The organism is Streptomyces sp. ME19-01-6 (assembly GCF_033793745.1).
GTDB lineage: Bacteria > Actinomycetota > Actinomycetes > Streptomycetales > Streptomycetaceae > Streptomyces.
Genome location: NZ_JARAXF010000023.1, coordinates 30,978 through 51,707, shown reverse-complemented (window position 1 = coordinate 51,707; position 20,730 = coordinate 30,978). Strand labels below are relative to the sequence as shown.

Below are 20,730 nucleotides of genomic sequence, written 5' to 3'. Positions count from 1 at the left end.
TTCGGCAAGCGCTCCGCAGAAGAGGGTGCGCGGAGTGTCCGCCGTTGATGGCTGGGGTTGGGCTGTCGGAACCCAGCCGCGTCGGCGCGCCACTGCCTGCATCTCACGTGTCACTTGGTCCGTGAGGCGAGGGAGGTTGTGGGGCGTTGTGGCGGTTGATTCGGTGGGGTGCGTGGATTCGATGGGGTGTTCGAGGGGAAACACCATGGGGGGATCTTTCTGACCTGGATGCTTCTTGCGAGGTTTAATCACTCTGTGTACTCCCAGCGTTGCGCTGAGGGACAGTGAGCAACAGGGGGTTGAGCACACCAAGAGGCTTGGGGTGAGGGGAGAACCGCAGGTGAAAGAGGCGAAAGAAGCACAGGAGCCGTCGAGTGGGGCGGCGTTTTTCGGAGCCGAGGTTCGGATCTGGCGGCTACAGGCTGGGCTGAGTCAGCGGGAGTTGGGCTTGAAGGCCAACTACGGGCAGCAGTATGTGGCCAAGGTGGAGGCGGGTGAGCGGTTGGCGAGCGCTGAGTTCGCCGACGCGTGTGACCGGGTCTTCGGCACGCCGGGTACGTTTGCGCGGCTCCGCAAGCGGGCCAGCAAGCACGGGTATCCGGACTGGTTCGTGCCGTACGTGCAGTTGGAGCAGCAGGCGACGGGGATCCTGGACTACTCGGCGACGTTCATCATGGGCATTTTGCAGACGGTCGACTACGCGCAGGCTGTGTTCCGTGCCGCGCATCCGCGGGAGTCAGCAGACCAGATCGATGTGTTGGTGGACGGGCGGCTGCGGAGGCGGGAGGTGATGGAGCGGGACGCACCTCCGCTTCTGTGGTGCATCCTTGACGAGTCCTGTCTGCGGCGCACAGTGGGCGGGGCAGAGGTGATGCGTGCGCAACTTGCCCACCTCCTTGCCCAGGCAGAGTCTCCGCACATCGCTCTTCAGGTACTACCGTTCGGCGTGGGCGCACCCCCGGTGCCAGGAAGCTTTACGCTGCTGACGTTCGGAGAAGGACCGAACATCGTGTACGCAGATACGGCGATGGCAGGCCAGACGATCGATTCGCCGGCAGAGGTGGAGCGCGCGACTTCCAGGTACGAACGCCTACGGGCTTCTGCTCTGGACCCGGATGAGTCGTTGGTCATGATCCGCAGAATGATGGAGGACTACACGCGATGAACGCCACTCTCGACCTGTCGCATGCTGAATGGGTCAAGTCCAGTTACAGCAGCGGCGACGGAGGCCAGTGCGTTGAGTTCGCGCCCGGCATAGCCGCCACTGCCGGTGTCGTCCCCGTCCGGGATAGCAAGCACCCGGCAGGCCCAGCCCTGGTCTTTACGGTGGACGCGTGGGGCTCATTTGTGCGTGCCGTGCGGGGCGGAGAAGTCCCTACCCTTTGATGGACAGTACCGCGCGGCCCCGTTGCTCTCGCATACATGAGAACGGCGGGGCCGCTCTTTTGTAGCCTTACGCGATGTCGCGGAAGCGTACCTTCCCGGTCAGAAGGGCGTCCGCCATTCCTTGTTTGAGTGTGTGCAGTTTTTCCTGCTCTGCCTGGGATGCGTGGATCTGATCCTCGATGATCCGTGCAGTCGCGACGATCTTGTTCTGTTCCTCCAAGCTTGGGCATGGCACAGGCATGGACTTTACTTGTGAACTGTTGATTGTGGCGAGGTTGGTGGTTTGCTTAGCGACGCTGAGGAAGTAAGCGCGGCCTTGCGTGGATGAGGTGTAGAGAGCCAAATAATGAGGATTAATCTGCCGCTCGCACCGGATGCGGAATAGATGGTTCTGGTGCAGGCAAGGAGAGATTCTCCCGTCCCAGACTGCTCCGCGTCCAAGCTTGTCGAAGTCTCCACCCTCTGTAAGAACCAGGTCTCCCGTTTCAAGGGAATACCGGTAAATCTCGCTTTGTAGGATGCGTACGTGCTTCATTTCGGTGCAGTCGAAGTACCCGTCCTGAACGTTCGCTACCCTAAGATAAGGAAGTTCGACACTTGTTCCTTCAGGGATGTCGCGGCCCAAGGTCACTCCGCCAGACACGCTGGCCACGCTGCCCAGCGGCACGTACGGAAGTGTGTCGCCGCTGGGAAACGCGCTCTGAGTGAATGCTGACAGCATCACTTGACTCTTTGCGATCGATGCTTCGATAAGTCGCTCTGAATCGGCAAAGGCGTTCAACACCTCGGCAATCTGCCGCTGCTCGTTAAGAGGAGGGACGCGAACGGAGAAGCCCGCCAAGTCTGATCTGTTGATCTTCGGGATTCCGGTTCTTCCGGACATGTTTTCCGCGTATTGGGAAAATTCCTCGCTGAGCAATATGGTGCAGATAAACTCGGCCAGGACATCCTCTGTCGGCTGCATAGGGTACATGTCGGCCGAGCAGGTCCCTGCAAAGTCAGCCAAGACGACTTTTCTCAGCGCTGGCCTGATTTTGCTGAGGACCACGTCTCCAGGCCGAACCACATACTTGCCACTCGAGGCACCCTGTGATTCAGCTGATTCTCGCTTGATGATCCTTCCCGTACCAGATTCCACGTGATCAGGAGCCAAAAGGACCTGATCACGGTACGGTTGTTTGCGGGGGTCTACTTGCCCGACCGGCAGCCGGACGATTTCCGTAAATTTCCGGGTGGGCCAATCCAGAGCCAATTCAACCGGCATAACCCAACTCCTCCAGAAACCCCTCCAGCCGCTTCGCGGCTTCCTCACGCCGGGCCTCAATCTCCCGCATCGACACCGCGTACTTGTCCTCCCACACCCGGTACGCCTCCACCAACTCCCGGCGGCGCCGTACCACATGACCCTCCAGCTTGCCGGCCAGATCGTCGCGCAGAATGCCGAGCACTACCCGGCGCTCACCATCCGTCTCCTCCGCCAGCGCCCTGCGGGCGCGCGCGAGGCGAGGCTCCCCCGCCGACTTGTCGGCATCGGGCTCAGCAGGCACAACCGCCTGGACGTCCAGCATGCCCTGCACGGCGGCGTCCTCGTCGGCGGCCACCGCCTTCTTCTTCGCCTTCGGCCGTCCCCGCCCGGAGGACTCCAGCGGCCAGAAGTCGGCTTCCAGCCGCTTGACCTCGTTACCGGCCGCCGTGCGGTCCTTCTTCAGCTTGGCCATCTCCGCCTTGCTGAGCACCGCCTCAGCAAGCGCCGGATCGATGGCCCCGGAACCGCCGTCGCCCTCGCCGTCGCCCGCCTCGGCCTCCGCCCGCGCCTCCGCCAGCGCCGTCTCCGCCTCCTGCGCGGCCTTGAGCTTCGCGTCCAGTTGCGCCTTGTGCCGGTCCGCCGACGCCAGTTCCTCCAGGAAATCAGAGGCAATCGCGGCGACCACCTTGTGGTCGTACGCCTGACGCCGCTCCGCGCCAGACCGATTCCGGGCCCCGCCCGTCCTGGGGTCGCGCTCCGGGGCGAGCATGGTCTCGACGTTCTCGACCCAGCCGTCCACCACCCCCGTGAAGCCGCCCACTGACAGGGCCTTGAGCTCGTTGCGCGCGTCCTGCCACCAGCCGGCGACCGCGCCGGCCAGCGCGTACTCGTCCAGCAGCCCGACCTGGAGCAGCTGCGCTCGGAACGACTCGATCAAGTCGGCCCGCAGCCGGGCGAGCTGCCTGCGGCGCTCGCTCTCGGTGCGGTCGTCGCCGTCCACCGGGGCCAGCGCCGCGATCTGCTCGGCCTCCCGGGCCCACCACTTCTCGAACTCCCCGCGCAGCACGTCCTCACGCGTCCGCGCCAGCTCCGCCAACCGGGCCGCGTCCGGCCGCTGCCCCTCCGGCAGGAAGTCCACGTAACCCGGGTCGTCGGCGCGCTCCGCGAACAGATCCGTCACACCGATCTGGTACGCGTCAAGCAGCCGCTTCTTCCCCTCGATCTCCGCGCGCGGCACCCCGCCCTTCAAGTGCGCCCGCACGTCCTGGGGCTCCGGCGGCGGGGTGTTGTCCACGTAGCGGCGGATGTTGAGGTTGTCGTCGTTGTCCGCGAGTTCGTCACGGCTGACGCGGCGGGCGAAGCCCTCGGCCCCGGCGAAGTTCTCGTCGTCACGGAAGCGGTGGTACGTCGAGACGATCTTCTCGACGTGCTCGGGCAGCAACACGTTCTGAGCCCGCTCCGCGTGGAACTCGCGGTCGGCGTTGATGAAGAGCACGTCGCGCCCCTGGTGGCGCAGCTTGGCGCCCGGGGCGCGCAGCACGATGACGCAGGCGGGGATGCCGGTGCCGTAGAAGAGGTTCGGGGCGAGCCCGATGACGGCCTCGATCAGGTTCGCGTTCAGCAGCTCGGTACGGATGGCGCGCTCCGCGCCGCCCCGGAACAGAACCCCGTGCGGCATGACGCTGAAGACCGCGCCGCCCTGGTCGCGCACCTGGTACAGCATGTGCTGGAGGAACATCAGGTCGGCCTTGCCGCGCTCCGAGGTCACCCCGTACGGCATGCGTGCCGACGAGTGCTTGACCTCCCCCAGCGTGTAGTCCATGGAGAACGGCGGGTTGCTGAGCACCAGGTCGAATCCGGTGTCCAGGTGTGCCGGGTCGGTGAGGGTGTCGCCGGTGCGCAGCCGGAAGTGATTGGCGCCGTGGAAGAGCATGTTCATCGTGGCCATGACCCAGGAGCCGCTGTTGGCGTCCTGCCCGGCCAGCAGCATGCCGTCGGATTCCTCGCCGTGCTCGTCGACGTACTCCTTGGCGTGGATCAGCATGCCGCCCGAGCCGACGCAGGGGTCGTAGATCCGATGCTTCTCCGTGGGGCGGGCCAGCTCCACCATCATGCGCACGACCGCGCGGGGGGTGTAGAACTCGCCGCCCTTGCTGCCCGCCGAGTCGGCGAAGTCCTTGAGCAGGTACTCGTACGCGGCGCCGATCATGTCGGGGAACTCGAAGTCCTCGCCGCGCAGCCGCAGGCTGCCGAAGTGGCCGATCAGCGCCCGGAGCCGTTGGTCGGCCAGTTTCGCCGACGATGTGCTGCTGCCCGCGCCGCCGCCGATGCGGTTGAAGTTGATGTGGTCGAAAAGGCCGCGCAGCCGATGGCCGTTGTTCGTCTCCAGTTCGCGGAGGGCGGGCTGGAGATACTGGCCGGCCACGTCGTCCACCGCTCCGGACAGCCGCTTCCAGCGGGCCGCCTTCGGTACGTAGAGCACCTTGCGGGTGCTGTTGTAGCTCTCGGAGGAGTCGGCGACTTCCTCGGCGTACTCCTGGGACTCACCTCTCGCCAGCTCCTCGGCGATGACCGCTTCCCGGGCGGCGTCGAACTCGTCGTTGACGCGTTTGAGGAAGAGCAGGACGAGGATGAAGTCGCGGTACTCGGCCGCGTCCATCGTGCCCCGCAGGATGTCCGCCGCCGCGAACAGATGGCGTTCCAACTGGGCGAGCGTGAGCTTTGCCACGTACGAGACTCCCTCTGCTGATGTACTGCCCGGCACCCCGCCCCGCACGGCGGGACGCGGAGGGCCGGAGAGCAGCCTACGGCCTTCGGCGGGAGCGACGGTCAGTAGTCGGTCAGCCCGATGGCGTCCTCGACAAAGCGCCACACATCGGTGTACGGGTCCCACTTCTCGCGCTCGGGGGAGGTGTGCTGCTCGTTGATCTTCTTCGCGAAACCCTTGGCCTGCTTGTAGCCGTCCCGCACCTGATCCGGAAGCACCAGCTTCGCCTGGTCATCGGAGACGGACGTCAGGTGCCGGCCGTACGTCTTGATGAACTTCGGATTCCGCCGGAGGCGGGCTGACGCCTCCCCGCATACCCCGCCGAGGGGGGTCGTGTAGTTCTGATAGTGCAGCAGTCGCCATAGCTCGAAACAGGGGTGGGAGTACGCGACCTCGACGCCTGCTTTCTGCGCCATGCCGGCCGCCCGTTGTACGCCCTGATGGTCGTCCCGGTCGAAGAGGCACCACACGGAGGGCTGGTACTGCTTCCCCAGGTGCCGTGCCTCCCGCGTCACCTTCTTCTTGTGCGCGATGGCGGCTTCGACGAGCACCAGCGGCTTGCGCTCATAAGTGGCGCGCTTCGGGCCGCGCGTCCCGCCGTGGGTGCGCTCGTCCCACTTGATCTCGATGGTGGACTCGACGCCGTCCGCCCTGAGCGCTCCCTTGTCACGCGCCTGCTGCTTGAAACCGATCAGCGCGTCAATGTACGAGGGCTCGGTGAGAGTGCCCTCCGTGAACACGTAGACCATCCGTCGGCGAACCGACGGCCGGGTAGAGCGCTGTGCCGAGTCCTTCCCCCTCTTCGGAGCCATCAGGTCCGCTCCACCTCCGTCGCTCGTGCCATCAGCAGTCTGCGCCCGATCTGTCCCGCGGTGAGCGTGGGGATGCCTCCGAACGCGCCTTCCAGATAGGAACGGGTCAGGTCCTCGTCTTCGCCCGGTTCCGCCGCTGTCAGCGGGTACAGCTCCGTGGCGCCACGGCTGTCCTTCTCGGTGAGCCAGATCTGGCCGGGGTCCAGCAGCCTGCCGCCGCTCGGGGTGGACAGCAGCGAGGGATCATGCGAGGTGAAGACCAACTGCGCACCCTTGGGATTGACGAGCGGGTCGTGGAAGAGCCGGACGACCTCGGCGGCGAAGCGTGGATGCAGGCTGGAGTCCAGTTCGTCGATCAGCAGCACCGCCCCCTCGTCCAGGGCGAGCAGCAGCGGCCCCAGGAGGGCGTACCAGGAGCGGGTGCCGAAGGACTCCCGCTTCCAGTCGATGGCCACTCCCTCGCCCTCGCCGTCGCCGTCGGCGTGGATCAGGCGGACGACAGGACGGTCGGTGCCGGGCGGCTGGTCGACGCGGGTGCCTGTGATCCCGAGGTCGGCGACGCGCAGCAGTTCCTCGATGCGGGACCGGGCCTTGGGATCCTGGAGCCTTTGCGTGGTGAACGCCTCGCGTTGGGGCCGTTCCGCCTCCGGGTCGATGTCCCAGAGATTGTCGAAGAACCAGCGGTGGATCCGGCTGAGCTGGGGGTGGTTGTCGGCGGCGGCCCGGGAGAGCAGCAGCGTGTTGGGCCGGGTGGTGCGGGCGAGGAGCGCACGGTCCTGGATCCGCTCTCCGGGGAAGTGGAATTCCCTGTCCCGCGAGGCGTCCCGGTCGAGCCATTCCTGTCGGCGCCCTTTGGGATAGGCGTGCAGCCATTCGGCTTCGACCCGGACGTCGCTCAGCTCGAAGCCGTAGGTCCAGCGGACGCCGTCCTCCAGGACGAAGTCCGCTTCGTAGAAGGTGTTCTCGTCGGCCGAGTGCGGATCGAGGGCGAATCGCTCGCGGGGGACGGGCTCGTGGGATCCCCAGCCCGTGTAGGACTTCAGGACGGCCTCTCGCATCTTCTTGAGCGAACTGAGGACGTTCGACTTACCGGAGGCGTTCGCCCCGAAGATGCTCAGGAGAGGGTAGACGTCGAGCGTTTTGCCGTCGGACAGCTTCAGGGCGCGGGCCGTCGGCGCGTCCTCGCCCTGCGGGACGACGAAGGACAGCTCCTGCTCGTCGCGTAGGGACAACGCGTTCGCCACGCGGAATCTCAGCAGCATGCCACCCTCCTCATCGACACAGCGTAACGGTGATGCGGCGGCTTGGAGTGATCGTCTTGTACTCCGGGCAGGACGACGGCAAGAAAATCATCTTGTCGCGACCATGATCAAGCCATAGCCTCGCCACCCCAGTCGAACGGCCGTGGGGGCGGGTGTGGCGTTACTTATGGTGGCCGCGACGGTGTACGGCGTGGCGCAGCTGCTCGTGCTGTCCTCGCCGGCGCGGTCGGTGCGTGTTTCCACGGCGCTGCTGGCCATCGCGGTGGGTGTCTACGGGTGCGGGGTTGCGGCGGCGCTGCTGGAGCTGGCGTACACCCGGAGCGTCGCGGAGGCGACAGGGGAGCCGCTGACCAAGGTCGTGGAGAGCGCGAGCTACACGGTCGACCCGGTCATCGAAGAGCTGGTGAAGCTCGCGCCGCTGCTGCTGATTGCGTGGAACGTCAGGATTAGGCGCCAGTGGGGGCTCACCGATTACGTCGTGCTGGGCGCGGGGCTGGGGGCCGGGTTCGGGTTGCTGGAGGCGGTGACGCGGTACGGGCTGGACGCGGGGCGGGCGATCAGCCATCCGGCTGGTGGCTGGCTCGTTCCCGACAGCCTTCGGGCGCCCTATATCCCCGGGCCCGAGCAGGTCTTCTCCGCCTGGTTCCCAGCTCCGCAGGGAACTCTCGAACTGGGCGACCTCTCCCCGGCCGCGGGAACCAGCCCCCATCTGGTCTACACGGCTCTGGCGGCGCTCGGCGTCGGGGTCCTGCTGCGCGTGAGGGGCTGGATGCGCGCTCTCGGCATCCTGCCCCTGGTCGCCACGTCCGCTCTGCACATGCTGACCAACTACGCAGCCGCGCATCCGACCGACCGGGATGCCGCGTCACGGGTCGACACCTTCGAGGGGATGCTGTGGGCGGTGCCGCTGGTGTGCCTGGCCGTGGCCATGGCTGCCGATCTGCGGCAGGTGTGGCGCGCGAAGCCGGTCGTACCGGGCGTCCTGCTGCACGCGGAGCGCGCCGGACGGTCCGGGCTGGGCGCACTCGCGGGGTACGCGGCCTGGTGTGTGCCCTGGTCCACGCTGATCGCCTTACGTTTCGCCCGGCTGCGGCGGTCGCTGCTTTACGGGGTGGCGGGCGGAGCACCGTATGCCGGTGCCGAGGCCCTGCACCGCTCGGTCGCGTGGACTGCCGCCCAGATCGATGCCTCTGACCGTGAACACGCCTGGCGGGCTGTCGACTTACGGGCCGTTGTCAGGGCGGGGCGTGGGATGCGGGATCGGCGCCGCAAGTGGGTCGTGCTCATCTCCTTCGGGCTGATGATCCCGGCCCTGGCCCTTCTGCTGGTCGGCTCCTTTCCCGCTACGGCTGAGGTGCAGCGGTATTTCGGCTCGGGCAACGGGCCGTACATCCTGGTCGGCTTCGGGATCGCCGGTCTGCTGCTGACCGGCTGGCAGCTCATGCGGCTGCTGGTCGCCTGGCGGGCGACCCTCGGGTTCCCGCATGGCGAGGTGCTCGCGATCATCCGCCTCCGGATCTGGGCGGCGCTCGGCGGCTGTGTCACAGCGGCCCTGCTGGTGCTGAGGCTGGGGGACGGCGTGGCGCCGGATGGCCCGGTGATCCGCAATCTCCATCTCCTCGACGCGCTGAACAACTTCCTGGCGTACCTCGGCTTCGCCCTCATGCTGCTGGCCCTCCTCGCCCTCTTCCCGCCCGGCGGCGGGCTCGCCCTCGCGACCACGGGAGTGACGGCCGGTGTCATCACCACCGAGGCGGCCGTCCACGCCGCCGCGCTCGGTACCCTGGGCGTCGTCCTGATGGCTGCGGCGGCTGACGGCAGCGGGGGAGATACGGCAGCGGACAACCCTCGGGGCTCAACCGATCCGGCAAAATCGGACGCGGTGGGGGCCGCCCGGGAGCAAAAGGTCGCCAAGTTGACCGACGGCACCGTGCCTTCGGGCGCGCCGGGCAAGCCCGGGTTGAAGGTGACCAAACCCGGAGCGGGGACGACCGATGTCGACGTCATCGGCGGGGACGGCTCATACATCGCTGTGGGGGGACCGGCCAAGGCCAGGAACCTTGCCAAGTTCGGCGAGAAGTGCCACATCCTGAAGTACGCGGCCGAACAGAATGGGGTGCGGGCTCAGGTCTACCTTGAGCAGGGCACCCCGGAGAGTGCTTTGAACCTCGCCAGGAAGATTCTCGGAAACGAGAACGTTCATGTCTTCGTTAGGTAGGAAATGAGCGACGGATTTTTCTACTGGTACCGACAGGGGTGGGGCGGCGCCGCTGATGCCAGGAAGATCATTGGCGCGCTCGAGGCCAGCGGGCTTCAGCTTGGCAACCCGTCCACCGGGATGATCACCTTTGTCACGAGCGGCCCGGATTCCTGGGGTGAGCAGGTGCCCACCACGCGGGACATGCTCATCGAGTCCTCAGCTCTCCTGGCTGCGGGAGAGGTGAACTTTCAGCTGTGGCTGGACGGGGAAAGCGATGTCTTCACACGAATTCGCGCTTTGGAGGGCGGGGCTGCCCTGGAGTTCGGCCTTGACGGACTCACGGCACCCGAGCAGGAGCGTGTGATCCGTGCGGTGATGAGGGCGCTGTGCGGAGAACGCGACCGTTGTGTCGGGTTCGTCGTGGACCGGCGAGGTGTCACGGAAGAGGCCGACTGGGACTCGATCGTCCTGAGGGGGGCATCGCTCCAGCATAGCTGGCCCGACGCCCTGGGGGTGCGGCCGGAAATCGCCGCGGCGCATGTACAGTTGGGGCAGGCTGAAGGTCGCGTCGAGCCTCCTCTGGTCGTCTTCGGTCAACGATTCGGGGAATCGTGAGATGTTCCCTTCTTTTGGCGGCTGACTGCGGCACCCGGGTCACTCCAGCCGTGCGTCCCCGAGTTTCGCGGCGAGCATGGCCCGTCCCAGAAGCGGCAGCCGCCTGCTCAGTTCGTCATGCATGCGCAGCTGCGTGTTGATCTCGTCGAGCGCGCCCGCCAGCGCCCGCTGACTCTCCAGGTCGGGCAACAACACCGGCAGCTCTGACAAGTTTTTGGAGGTCAGGGTTTCCACGGCCTGCCCTTTGTTGGCCCGGTTGCCGATCCAGCGGTGCACCGGCGGATGGCCCAGATAGTGCAGCAGATAGGACGGGAGGAGCCGGTCACTCGTCACCACGACCCGAAAGCAAGAGGTGGCGAACAGCCATCCCTCCTGCTCTTCGGCGATCAGAGCTCGTCGCCCAAGGCCCGTCGTCGACTGGCGAACGAGGACCACATCGCCCTCACAGAGCCGGAATCGTTCCGCCAGGCCGTTCGCGGTCTCCTCGCTCACCCGCCGGATGCGGCTGGTGTCCACGGCCTGGCGGTCGGTGAGATCGGGAGGTGAGATGACGGGGACACCGTCGATGCCGGCCGACAGTTCGTCCAGGAGACCGCCGGAAGGACCGGGCACGATCTCGCAGAGCTCGCCGAGGTGAAGCCGTTCGTACGTGGGCGGCATCTCAGAATTCCTTCCGGGGGCCCGGGAGCGCCGGAGTGCAGGCAGTCGGACGCTCGGCGAGCAGCTGGGGAATCCGGTCCTCCGCGGCCGCCCAGTCGTGCACATCCGTCGAAAGGTACCCGAGGACGCGATACGCGCTTTCCCGGTCGGCGGCGAGGGTCCGGGAACCGATCGGCTCGTGGTGGGCCACGTGGTTCCGCAGTTCCCGCAGCTCGTCCAGCTCCTTGTAGAGGGGCTTGCGGGGGCCGCGATAGGAGGGGAAGGCATGGCGCAGGGTGGGCCGCCAAAGCCGGGTCTCGTAGTCCTTGCCGGGGCCGAGGAGGGCAACCCAGAAGCCCAGCGTGAGGTCACGCTGCACGGCGTCGGCCGTGACCCGTCGGCGGTTGCGGACGAGCTTCTTCTGGATGGCTATGATCTTGCCCCGGGAGACATGGTGGAGGTCGATCTTGGGGTGATCCCACCAGTCAACCCGGCCGAACCGCGCCGTGAGCTGCTCTGCCATGGCATGCCGGAGCGTTCGCTCCAAGTGGCGGAGGAGGGGTGTGAAGGCCGAGGCGATCTCGGCTTCCCAGGCATACCAGCGCATGACGCCGTCGCACTCAGGAGAGCAGAGGCTGCCGGGCGGGGAGAACACCTCCGCCCGCACCGCCCTGGCCACCGCGCCGAGGCTTAACTCCTGAGTACGCACCGCACCCCCCACGGGATTGATTCCGTTGTTGACGCCAGGTATGGTCGGCGTGTAAGCCCCGGTGTGCGCCTAGGCATAGCAAGCGCCCCGGGGCATAGCTCTGCCGTCAGGCAGTCGCTTTTGGCTTCCAGCCGAATAATTAGCCGCCGTCTTCTGACTAATGAAAAGCTATCAGAAAGTAAGGGCGCTTGTCGCGTAGGTACCTACGCGAAGTTGTGCGCAGCGGCGCGTAGTGACGAAAGAGTCCGGGCGGGACGGCACTTGATGACGTTCGCCGCGAGCCTGTCCCGCATCCCCAGATGGCCTCGGTGTTCTCGCGCATCCGCGAGAACACCGAGGCCATCAGCGTCAGGCGTCACCCGCCTCGTCGCCGTGGGCCGCCGCCGGGCGGAGGCGGAGGGTGAGGATCTGGAAGGGGCGCAGCGTCAGCCGGACACTGCCGTCGGTGACCTGGTGGCTCGCCGGGTCGTCGAGGGGGCGTTCCAAAAGGTCGGTGACGAGGGCGGACGCGAGCGGGAACCCCGGGGTGAGGGTGGCGCGGGCTCGGACGCCGTGGGCCTCGTAGAGGCGGACGACGACGTCGCCGCCGCGGTCGTCGGCGAGCTTGACGGCCTCCACTACCACCCCCTCGTGGTCGACCGAGACCAGGGGCGCCACGGGCGTGCTCCCGGGCAGGACGCGTTCGGGCAGGTTGAGGCGGTAGCCCTCGCGTACGGCGTCGGGGACGTCCGCGCCGGTCACCAGGGCGTAGCGCAGCCGGTGGGTGCCCTGGTCGGCGTCCGGGTCGGGGAAGCGGGAGGCACGCAGCAGGGAGAGGCGGACCGTGGTGGTGGTGCCGCCGTCGGGGCGGACGTCGCGGGTGACGTCGTGGCCGTAGGTGGAGTCGTTGACCAGGGCGGCGCCCCAGTCGCGTTCGCCGACGTGCAGGAAGCGGTGGGCGCAGATCTCGAACTTCGCCGCGTCCCAGCTCGTGTTGGTGTGGGTGGGACGCTCGACGTGTCCGAAGGGGATCTCGGCGGTGGAGTGCGCCGCGCGTACGTCGAGGGGGAAGGCCGCCTTGAGGAGCTTCTCCTTCTCGTGCCAGTCGACGACGGTGTCGATCACGAGCCGCCGGGAGCCGGCGGGCAGGGTCAGGGTCTGCTCGATCCGTGAGGCGCCGAAGACGCGGACCACGCGCACGCAGCTGTCGGTCGCGGTGACCGACTCGGCTTCGGTGAGGTCGCGGACGGTGTTGCGGTAGAAGACGTCGATGTCCCAGGCGTCCCACTGGTTGGGGAAGTCCTGGTGCAGCTGGAGCAGGTTGGCCCGCGCGCCGGGGGGCAGCGCCTCGCGGTCGGCGGTCAGGTCGTACGCGGAGGTGATCAGGCCCTGCGCGTCGACGGCCACTCGGACCAGGCCGTTGTCCAGGACGAAGCCGTCGCCGTCCACGACCGGCGCGACGGGGGTGTCGGCGGCGGTGCGCGGTGCGGCGCCGAGCGCCGGGACGCCGCCCCGGGCATGGGGCGCGGCGTTGAAGACGACGGTGCCCTCGCCGGGTCCGGCCAGCACGCGCTGCGCGTCCTCGGTCAGCCGGCCCAGTTCGTCGGCGACGGCCGCGTAGGTCTCCTCGGCCTCCCGGTGCACCCAGGCGATCGACGTGCCCGGCAGGATGTCGTGGAACTGGTGCAGCAGCACCGTCTTCCACAGCCGGTCCAGCGCCTCGTACGGGTAGGGATGCCCGTGGCGCACGGCGGCGGTGGCCGCCCACAACTCGGCCTCACGCAGCAGGTGTTCACTGCGTCGGTTGCCCTGCTTGGTGGCGAGCTGGCTGGTCAGGGTACCGCGGTGGAACTCCAGGTACAGCTCGCCCGACCACACGGGGGCGCCGCCGTTCTCCTCGAACTCGGCGTGCGCGCGGGTGAAGAAGTCGGCCGGCTTCTCGATGGCGATCCGGGCCGAGCCCTCCAGGTCCTTCAGCCGTGCGGCGCGGGCCAGCATCTCGCGGGTGGGGCCGCCGCCGCCGTCGCCGTAGCCGAAGGGGGTCAGGGAGCTGTTGGCGGCGGCCTTGTCCTGGAAGTTCCGTACGGTGTGCGCGATCTCGGCGCCGGACAGTTCGCCGTTGTAGCTGTCGACGGGCGGGAAGTGGCTGAAGATCCGGGTGCCGTCGATGCCCTCCCACCAGAAGGTGTGGTGGGGGAACTTGTTGGTGGTGTTCCAGGAGATCTTCTGCGTCAGGAACCAGCGGACGCCGGCCAGCTTCATCAGCTGCGGCAGGGCGGCGTTGTAGCCGAAGGTGTCCGGCAGCCACATCTCCTCGGTCTCGACACCGAACTCCTCGAGGTAGAAGCGCTTGCCGTGGACGAACTGGCGGGCCAGCGCCTCGCCGCCGGTGATGTTCGTGTCGGGCTCCACCCAGAGGCTGCCGGTGGGCAGGAACTGGCCGGTCTTCGCCTTCTCCTGGGCGCGGGCGTACACCTCGGGCCGGTGTTCCTTGAGCCAGGCGAGCTGCTGTGCCTGGGACATCACGAACCTGAACTCGGGGTGGTCGTCCATGAGCTGGGTGACGTTGGAGACGGTGCGGGCGACCTTGCGCACGGTCTCGCGCAGCGGCCACAGCCAGGCCGTGTCGATGTGCGCGTGCCCGACCGCGGAGACGCGGTGCGCGCTGGCGCTCGCGGGCGCCGCGAGGGCCGGGGCGAGGGCCGCGCGGGCCGCGGCGGCGCTGCCGCCGACGTCCTGCAGGTCGACCGCGTCCAGGGCGCGCTCGACCGCCCGCAGGATCTGCCAGCGGCGCGGGGAGTCGGGGGACAGCTCGTGCATGAGCTGTCCGAGTACCTCCAGGTCCTGGACGAGCTCGTGGACCTCACGGTCGAAGACGGCGAGGTCGAGGCGGCGCAGCCGGTACAGGGGTGCGCCCGGGTCGGCGGCCGGGTCACCCAGCCAGGGCGCGCGTCCGCCGACCGAGGTGGGGCCGAAGGAGAGGGAGTCGGGGCCGGTGTGCATGACGACCGGGTTGGCCGCGGCCTCGATGAACGCCACGAATTCCTCGCCGCCGGTGGCCGATCCGGTCACCGGGAGCCAGATGTTGCGCGGGTTGAGCGCCTTCACCGCGGTTCCGTCGGCGCGGTAGACCAGGCCTTCCGCGGAGAACCCGGCGGAATGGGTGGAGAAGCCCAGGTCCAGTACGGCCTCCACGGGCAGCCCGGCCCACTCGGCCGGGACGGTGCCGCTGATCCTGAACCAGCTGGTCGACCAGGCCGGGCCCCAGTGGTCGCCGACCCGGGCGGGGCGGTAGGGGGCGGTGAGGCCCTCGCGGATCGGCACGGGTTCGCCGGGCACGTCCCAGATCTCGACCCGGAGGGGAACCGCCCGGGCGTGGACGGCCGGCCGTATGCGTTCGTTCAGCACCCGGTCCAGTCGCTGCTCGGTGACTTCGCGGTCGTTGTGCATGGGTGTCTCTCCGTGGTGGCCTGGGGGTGGGGGATACGGCCTGGGGCAGGTCGTCAGCCCTTGAGGGCGCCGCCGAGCGCGAAGCCGCCGCCCAGCTTGCGGGACAGCAACAGGTAGAGCATCACGACGGGGAGGGAGTAGATGATCGAGAACGCGGACAACTGCCCGTACTGAGTCTGGTCGTGGGCGCTGAGGAAGGTGAACACGCTGACGGACGCGGGGAGTTTCTCCGGCGACAGCAGCAGGATGAAGGGGACGAAAAAGTTCCCCCACATGCCGATGAAGGTGAAGATGGTGACCACGACGACACCGGGCTTCATCAGCGGCAGGACGACCCGCCACAGCACCTGCAGGGTGCTCGCGCCGTCGATCCGGGCGGCCTCCTCCAGCACGATGGGTACGCCGTCCATGAAGCTCTTCATCAGCCAGATCCCGAACGGCAGCGCGGACGCGGCCAGGAAGAGCGTCGTGCCGGGCATCGAGTCGATGAGGTTGACCTGCACGAACATGCTGTAGACGGGGATCATCACGGCGGTGATGGGCAGGCCCGTGGAGAACAGGATCGTGTACAGGAAGGGCCGACGCAGCCGGGAGCGGTAGCGCGACAGCGGGTAGGCGCACAGGATCGACACCACCACGGTCACGGCGGTCGCGAAGCCGCACAGCAGCAGGCTGTTGAGCATCGGCCGGTAGGTGGTGTCGACGTTGAGGATCGCGTCGAAGTTGTCGAGCGTGAGCGACGACGGCAGCGTCAGCCGGAAGCTGTTGGTGTCGCTGACCGAGGCGAAAAGCATCCACAGCAGTGGCAGGACGTATGTCACCGACACCGCCAGCAGGACGGCGTTGACGGCGACGCGGCCGAGCCGGGTGCGGCGCCTGCGGGACGAGTGCGGGGTGGCGGCCGTGCGGGGCAGGGCGGGTGTGACGCGTGGGGTCGAGGCGACGGCCATCAGTCGTCCTCCAGTTTGAGCAGCGCGACGTACACGGCGGAGAACAGGGCACCGACCACCAGCAGCACCAGGGCGATGGCGGTGCCGTAACCGATGAGGCTGTTCTGGAATGCCTGCTGGTACATGAAGATGGGCAGGGTCTCGCTCTTGTTGCCGGGACCGCCGCGGGTCATGGTGTAGATCAGCCCGAAGACGGAGAGGGTCTGCAGCGTGATCAGCATCAGGTTGGTCATGATCGACCGCCTGATGACGGGCAGGACGACCCGCCACAGCCGCTGCCAGGGGCCCGCGCCGTCCATCTCGGCCGCCTCCAGGAGCTCCCGCGGTACGTCGTTGAGGGCGGCGGAGAAGACCATCATGGAGAAGGCGGTGCCCCGCCAGACGTTGGCCAGGCAGACCGCCAGAATCGGCATCGTGTAGAGCCAGTTCTGCTGCGGCAGATGCAGGGCGTCGAGGATCGAGTTGAGTGAGCCCTGGTTGTAGAAGAAGGCGTACATCAGGTAGCCGGCGACCACCTCGGGCAGCACCCAGGCGGCGATGACGACTCCGTTGACGATCGCCCGGACCGGCTTGGTGGCCTTCTCCATCAGCACGGCCAGGGCCAGCCCCAGGGTGTTCTGGCCGATCACGGCGGAGCCGATCACGAACACCAGGGTCAGCCAGACCGCGTTCAGGAAGTCGGTGTCGCGATAAGCCCGGGTGAAGTTGTCCAGGCCCACGAAGTGCGTGCCGGACGCGCCCGTCAGCTGCATGTCGGTGAACGCGTAGTACACGCAGTAGGCGATCGGGCCGGCCAGGAAGACGGCCAGCAGGACCACCGCCGGGAGTGTGGGCAGGCCGCGCAGCAGGGAGCGTACGGGGCCGGGCACCCCGGAGGGCCGGCGGTGGTCGCCGGCCTTCCGGGGGGCGGTGGCCATCGTGGTCACGAGGCGCCCTTGACGGTCTTGTCGCCGCCCACGGCGGCGGCCACGTCGCTGTCGAAGGTGGCGGCCGCCTTGCCGACCGACGCCTGACCGGTGGTCACCGATTCCATGGCCTTCTGGATGGCGGTGGACACCTGGTTGTAGGCGGGCAGGCCGGGCCGGTAGTGGGTCGAGGCCACGAGCTCGGTGAAGAACTTGTTGGTCGGGACCGCGTTCAGGTACGTCGGGTCCGTGGCGACGTCCGTGCGCGTGGCGATGGTGGCGTTGAGCGCGTTCCACTTCGCGGAGTTGGTCTTCGTCTGGATGGACGTCAGGAACTTCCACGCCAGGTCGGGGTTGCCGGCCTTGGCCGGGATGGACCAGGCCCAGCCGCCTGACATCGATGTCTTGCCAGGGGCCTGACCGTTCTGGGTGGGCATGGCCGCGGTGCCCATGACCGACTGCCACTCCTTCCACGGCTTGCTGCTGGAGGAGCCCCAGTTGTTGGGCATCCAGGAGCCGTCGATGTCCATCGCGAGCTTGCCCTGGGGTATCAGCTCGGTGCCGACGGTGGTGCCGAAGTTGGCGCCGAGGGCCTGGTCCTTGGCGGGGCCGAGCCCCTCGCCGTAGACGGTGTGGACGAAGTTCAGCGCGTCCTTGAAGCCCTTGCTGCCCACGACCCACTTCTTCTTGGCGGCGTCATAGAGGGACTTGTCGCCGGCCGGGGTGCCGTACAGCAGCATCTCGAGGCCCTGCATGGAGGACGCCTCGCCGCCGGCCGTGCCGGTGTAGAGGTTCATCGGAGTGACGCCGGGCAGCTTCGCCTTGATCTTCCGGGCCGCGCTCAGCACGTCGGCCCAGGTCTTCGGCTGCCACGGGACGGCGATCCCGGCCTTCTTGAAGAGCTGCTTGTTGTACCAGATCCCGCGGGTGTCGGTGTTGTCCGGAACACCGTAGACCTTGCTGTCGGAGGCGCCGGTCACCGCGCCCTTGGCCGCGTCGGCGTACTTCGACCAGTCGGCCCACTTCGCGGTGTAGGCGTCCAGGGGCTTGAGGTAGCCGCCCGCGATGTCGGAGTTGATGAGGGCGGTGTCCTCGTAGACCAGGTCGGGGGCGGTCGAGGGGGACCGCATCATGAGCTGGATCTTGGTGTAGTAATCGTTCTCGGAGGCGGTGACCGGGACGAGCTTCACCGTGGTGCCCGGGTGGGCCTTGGTGAACTGCTTCACCATCGAGGCGAGGAAGTTCGCCTGGAGCTTGTTCGTGCTGTCCAGGTTCTGCCAGTAGACGACCTTGATCGACTTGGCGGAGCTCCCGGAAGAGCCCGAACTACAGCCTGTGGCGACCAGGGCGGTGGCGGCGGTGAGCGCCGCGACGGCGATGAGTTTCGAACGCACAGTGGTTCCTCCGGAACGCGAAACCTGAGGGAAAGCCGCGATGGTGTGCGGGCTGCAAGCACGTCGTGCGGAACTACTTCGCTCGACGCGCCCTCACGACCTGGCCTTCTCTGGCCTGCTTGGTGGCGACAGCTAAATCCAATTGATGGATGAAGTCAATGCTTCCGGTATGTAAAGTTCCGGTATGAACGGCGCACGGCGCATACCCTGTCGCCGTACGCCGATGGGGTGGCCAACTTCGGCGACAATACGGACAAAACAAGGCAGGGTAGAACATGAGGTGTGGCAGGTGACCGACAGGTGACGATGCACGGTGGGACGAACCTGCCGCGGGTCGGCGGGTACAACCAGGCCGTCGTGCTGGACGCCATCCGGACCGGCGGCCCGGTGAGCCGGGTCGAGTTGGCCGACCTCACCGGCCTGACCAACCAGACCGTCTCGAACGTCGTCCGCAGGCTGCTCGACATCGGCCTTGTCGCGGAGTCCGGCCATGCCCCGTCCAACGGCGGCAAGCGTCGCACCCTGCTGTCCCCCCGCCCCGACGGCGCGTACGCGCTCGGTGTCCATCTCGACCCCGACGCGGCCGTCATCGTCCTGGTCAACCTGGCCGGAGAGGTGATCAACAGCCGCCGACTGCGTCTCACCGCCCCCAGCGACCCCGCCGACATCGTGGACCGTGTCGCCCGCGCGGCGCTGCGGCTGGTCGCCCGGTCGGAGGTGGACGCCTCCCGGCTGCTCGGCCTGGGCATCGCCGCGCCCGGACCGATCGACGGGTCCGCGGGCGCCGTCGTCTCCCCGCCGAACCTGCCCGGCTGGGGCCACGTGCCGCTGGTGGAGATGTTCGCCGCGGCCACCGGCATGCCCGTCGCGCTGGACAACGACGCGACCGCCGCCGCCATCGGGGAGCGCTGGATCGGTGGCAAGGCCAGGGCGGGCAGTTTCCTGTTCGTCTACCTGGGCACCGGTATCGGCGCCGGCATCGTGCTCAACAACACCGTCCTGCACGGGGATTCGGGAAACGCCGGCGAGTTCGGCCACATGGCCGTCGAACCCGGCGACCGCGTCTGCCACTGCGGCGGCACGGGTTGTCTGGGCCCCTACTGCAGCCCGTCCGCGATCATCGACGACCTGCTGCGCCGCCACGGGCAGGCCGCCGCCGACCGGATCGGCCTGGCCTGCACCCCGGACTCCCTGCACAGCGACTGGAAGACCCTGCGCCGGGCCGCCCGTACCGGCGACCCGGGCGCCCTCGATGTCGTACGCCGCGCCGCCCGCCGCATCGGCCAGGCCGCCCGGGGAGCCGTCAGCCTGCTCGACGTCGGCCGGGTCGTCCTCGGCGGCGAGGCGGTGCGCGGTGTGGAGCCCCTCATGCGGGAGGAGATCGACAAGGCCGTCAACGCCACGTCCGTGGCCCGCGGCACCCGACCGATAGCGATCGAGCAGAGTGTCATCGGCGACACCGTCGGCGCCGTGGGCGCCGCGTCACTCGTCCTGCACGGCAACTACGCGCCCGGCTGGCGCATGCTCACGGACGCCACCGGCTGACCCGTCGGCCATGGGGCGGTTGGCGTCAGCACTCGATGACGTTGACGGCGAGCCCGCCCCGGGCCGTCTCCTGGTGTTTTGGCGCGGCAAACACGGCTCGCGTGGCACCGGGGACTCTTCGGGGACTTCTTGCGGACGCTTACGCCAGTGCTTCACGGCAGAGGTCGTATACACGGCCGCCTCCACGCATCCTCCTGACACGCTCCCGAAACGGCGCCGTCGACGTCGACGGCCAGAGCCGCGCCCGGTTGCCTGGGACCTCGGCGTGGCCCAGGGCGCCTTGCCGGCCGTGCGAGGAGGCCCTTGATGGTGGTCACCATGTGCAGGCCCGCCTGCGAGAGCTGACGCAGGTGCCGCGCCATGCCCTGTGCGGCGCGCGTTCGGGCGGAGTGGGTCACATGTGCGCAGCGCCCGCCTTGATCGCTTCCCGAATGCGGTTGTAGGTACCGCAGCGGCAGATGTTGCGGATCTCGTCGAGGTCGGAGTCGCTGATCTCATGACCGGCAGCCTGTGCCTGCCTCACCTTGGCCACCGCCGCCATGATCTGCCCGGGCTGGCAGTAGCCGCACTGCGCCACGTCGTACTCCAGCCAGGCCTCCTGCATCGGGTGCAGGTCCTTGCCGACCGTGTCGGGCAGGCCTTCGATCGTGGTGATCTCGTCCTCCGGCCCCACGTCCTTGACCTTCACCGCGCAGGGGTTGAAGGCCTTGCCGTTGAAGTGGGACGTGCAGGCCTTGCAGACATTGATGCCACAGCCGTACTTCGGCCCGGTGACGTCCAGTACGTCACGCAGGACCCACAGCAGTCGAAGGTTGTCATCGACGTCGACGGTGACGCGCTTGCCGTTGAGGATGAAGGTGTGCGTGCTCAT

16 protein-coding genes are annotated in these 20,730 nt (G+C 67.8%); 5 read left to right on the top strand and 11 right to left on the bottom strand.

Annotated features, from left to right (window positions below):
* The first annotated feature begins 340 nt into the window (after positions 1-340).
* Positions 341-1,165, top strand: a complete 825-nt coding sequence (locus PV419_RS36880) for a helix-turn-helix transcriptional regulator (protein WP_319696456.1) — start codon at positions 341-343, stop codon at positions 1,163-1,165.
* A complete protein-coding gene (locus tag PV419_RS36875) occupies positions 1,162-1,386 on the top strand; it encodes a DUF397 domain-containing protein (RefSeq protein ID WP_319696455.1) in 225 nt (74 codons plus the stop codon). Before PV419_RS36880 ends, PV419_RS36875 begins: the two co-directional genes overlap by 4 nt.
* Before the next feature lie 67 nt (positions 1,387-1,453).
* Here PV419_RS36875 and PV419_RS36870 read toward each other — a convergent pair whose 3' ends face one another.
* The 4 genes from PV419_RS36870 to PV419_RS36855 all read right to left on the bottom strand — a co-directional run bounded on the left by PV419_RS36870 (position 1,454) and on the right by PV419_RS36855 (position 7,473).
* A complete protein-coding gene (locus PV419_RS36870) occupies positions 1,454-2,650 on the bottom strand; it encodes a restriction endonuclease subunit S (protein ID WP_319696454.1) in 1,197 nt (398 codons plus the stop codon).
* A complete protein-coding gene (locus PV419_RS36865; RefSeq protein WP_319696452.1) occupies positions 2,640-5,360 on the bottom strand; it encodes a class I SAM-dependent DNA methyltransferase in 2,721 nt (906 codons plus the stop codon). The genes PV419_RS36870 and PV419_RS36865 overlap by 11 nt, the downstream gene beginning before the upstream one ends.
* Before the next feature lie 101 nt (positions 5,361-5,461).
* Complete coding sequence (locus tag PV419_RS36860; RefSeq protein WP_319696450.1) at positions 5,462-6,211, bottom strand: RloB family protein; 750 nt, start codon at positions 6,209-6,211, stop codon at positions 5,462-5,464.
* Positions 6,211-7,473, bottom strand: a complete 1,263-nt coding sequence (locus PV419_RS36855; RefSeq protein WP_319696449.1) for an AAA family ATPase — start codon at positions 7,471-7,473, stop codon at positions 6,211-6,213. The genes PV419_RS36860 and PV419_RS36855 overlap by 1 nt, the downstream gene beginning before the upstream one ends.
* A gap of 154 nt (positions 7,474-7,627) precedes the next feature.
* Here PV419_RS36855 and PV419_RS36850 point away from each other — a divergent pair, with 154 nt between their 5' ends.
* Together PV419_RS36850 and PV419_RS36845 are read left to right on the top strand one after the other, a co-directional pair.
* Positions 7,628-9,691 (top strand): PrsW family glutamic-type intramembrane protease, encoded by a 2,064-nt coding sequence (locus tag PV419_RS36850; RefSeq protein WP_319696448.1) that lies wholly within the window; start codon positions 7,628-7,630, stop codon positions 9,689-9,691.
* A 3-nt stretch (positions 9,692-9,694) separates the two neighbouring features.
* Complete coding sequence (locus tag PV419_RS36845; RefSeq protein ID WP_319696447.1) at positions 9,695-10,288, top strand: hypothetical protein; 594 nt, start codon at positions 9,695-9,697, stop codon at positions 10,286-10,288.
* Between the two features lie 39 nt (positions 10,289-10,327).
* On the opposite strand, the gene PV419_RS36840 is transcribed toward PV419_RS36845, so the two are convergent.
* From PV419_RS36840 to PV419_RS36815, 6 genes are all read right to left on the bottom strand, one after another.
* Positions 10,328-10,948: a hypothetical protein gene (locus tag PV419_RS36840; protein ID WP_319696446.1), complete on the bottom strand. Its 621-nt coding sequence runs from the start codon at positions 10,946-10,948 to the stop codon at positions 10,328-10,330.
* A gap of 1 nt (position 10,949) precedes the next feature.
* Positions 10,950-11,636 carry a hypothetical protein gene (locus PV419_RS36835; protein WP_319696445.1) on the bottom strand — a complete coding sequence of 229 codons (687 nt, stop codon included), beginning with the start codon at positions 11,634-11,636 and terminating at the stop codon, positions 10,950-10,952.
* A 348-nt stretch (positions 11,637-11,984) separates the two neighbouring features.
* Entirely contained in the window at positions 11,985-15,065 is a 3,081-nt protein-coding gene (locus PV419_RS36830; protein ID WP_319696444.1) for an alpha-mannosidase, read from the bottom strand.
* Positions 15,066-15,118: 53 nt separating this feature from the next.
* Positions 15,119-16,015 carry a carbohydrate ABC transporter permease gene (locus PV419_RS36825; protein ID WP_319696442.1) on the bottom strand — a complete coding sequence of 299 codons (897 nt, stop codon included), beginning with the start codon at positions 16,013-16,015 and terminating at the stop codon, positions 15,119-15,121.
* Positions 16,015-16,932 carry a sugar ABC transporter permease gene (locus tag PV419_RS36820; protein WP_319696570.1) on the bottom strand — a complete coding sequence of 306 codons (918 nt, stop codon included), beginning with the start codon at positions 16,930-16,932 and terminating at the stop codon, positions 16,015-16,017. Before PV419_RS36820 ends, PV419_RS36825 begins: the two co-directional genes overlap by 1 nt.
* A gap of 5 nt (positions 16,933-16,937) precedes the next feature.
* Positions 16,938-18,314 carry an extracellular solute-binding protein gene (locus PV419_RS36815; RefSeq protein ID WP_319696441.1) on the bottom strand — a complete coding sequence of 459 codons (1,377 nt, stop codon included), beginning with the start codon at positions 18,312-18,314 and terminating at the stop codon, positions 16,938-16,940.
* Between the two features lie 306 nt (positions 18,315-18,620).
* On the opposite strand from PV419_RS36815, the gene PV419_RS36810 reads away from it, so the two are divergent.
* Positions 18,621-19,859: an ROK family transcriptional regulator gene (locus PV419_RS36810; protein ID WP_319696568.1), complete on the top strand. Its 1,239-nt coding sequence runs from the start codon at positions 18,621-18,623 to the stop codon at positions 19,857-19,859.
* 394 nt (positions 19,860-20,253) lie between these two features.
* Here PV419_RS36810 and PV419_RS36805 read toward each other — a convergent pair whose 3' ends face one another.
* Positions 20,254-20,730: a (2Fe-2S)-binding protein gene (locus PV419_RS36805; protein ID WP_319696439.1), complete on the bottom strand. Its 477-nt coding sequence runs from the start codon at positions 20,728-20,730 to the stop codon at positions 20,254-20,256.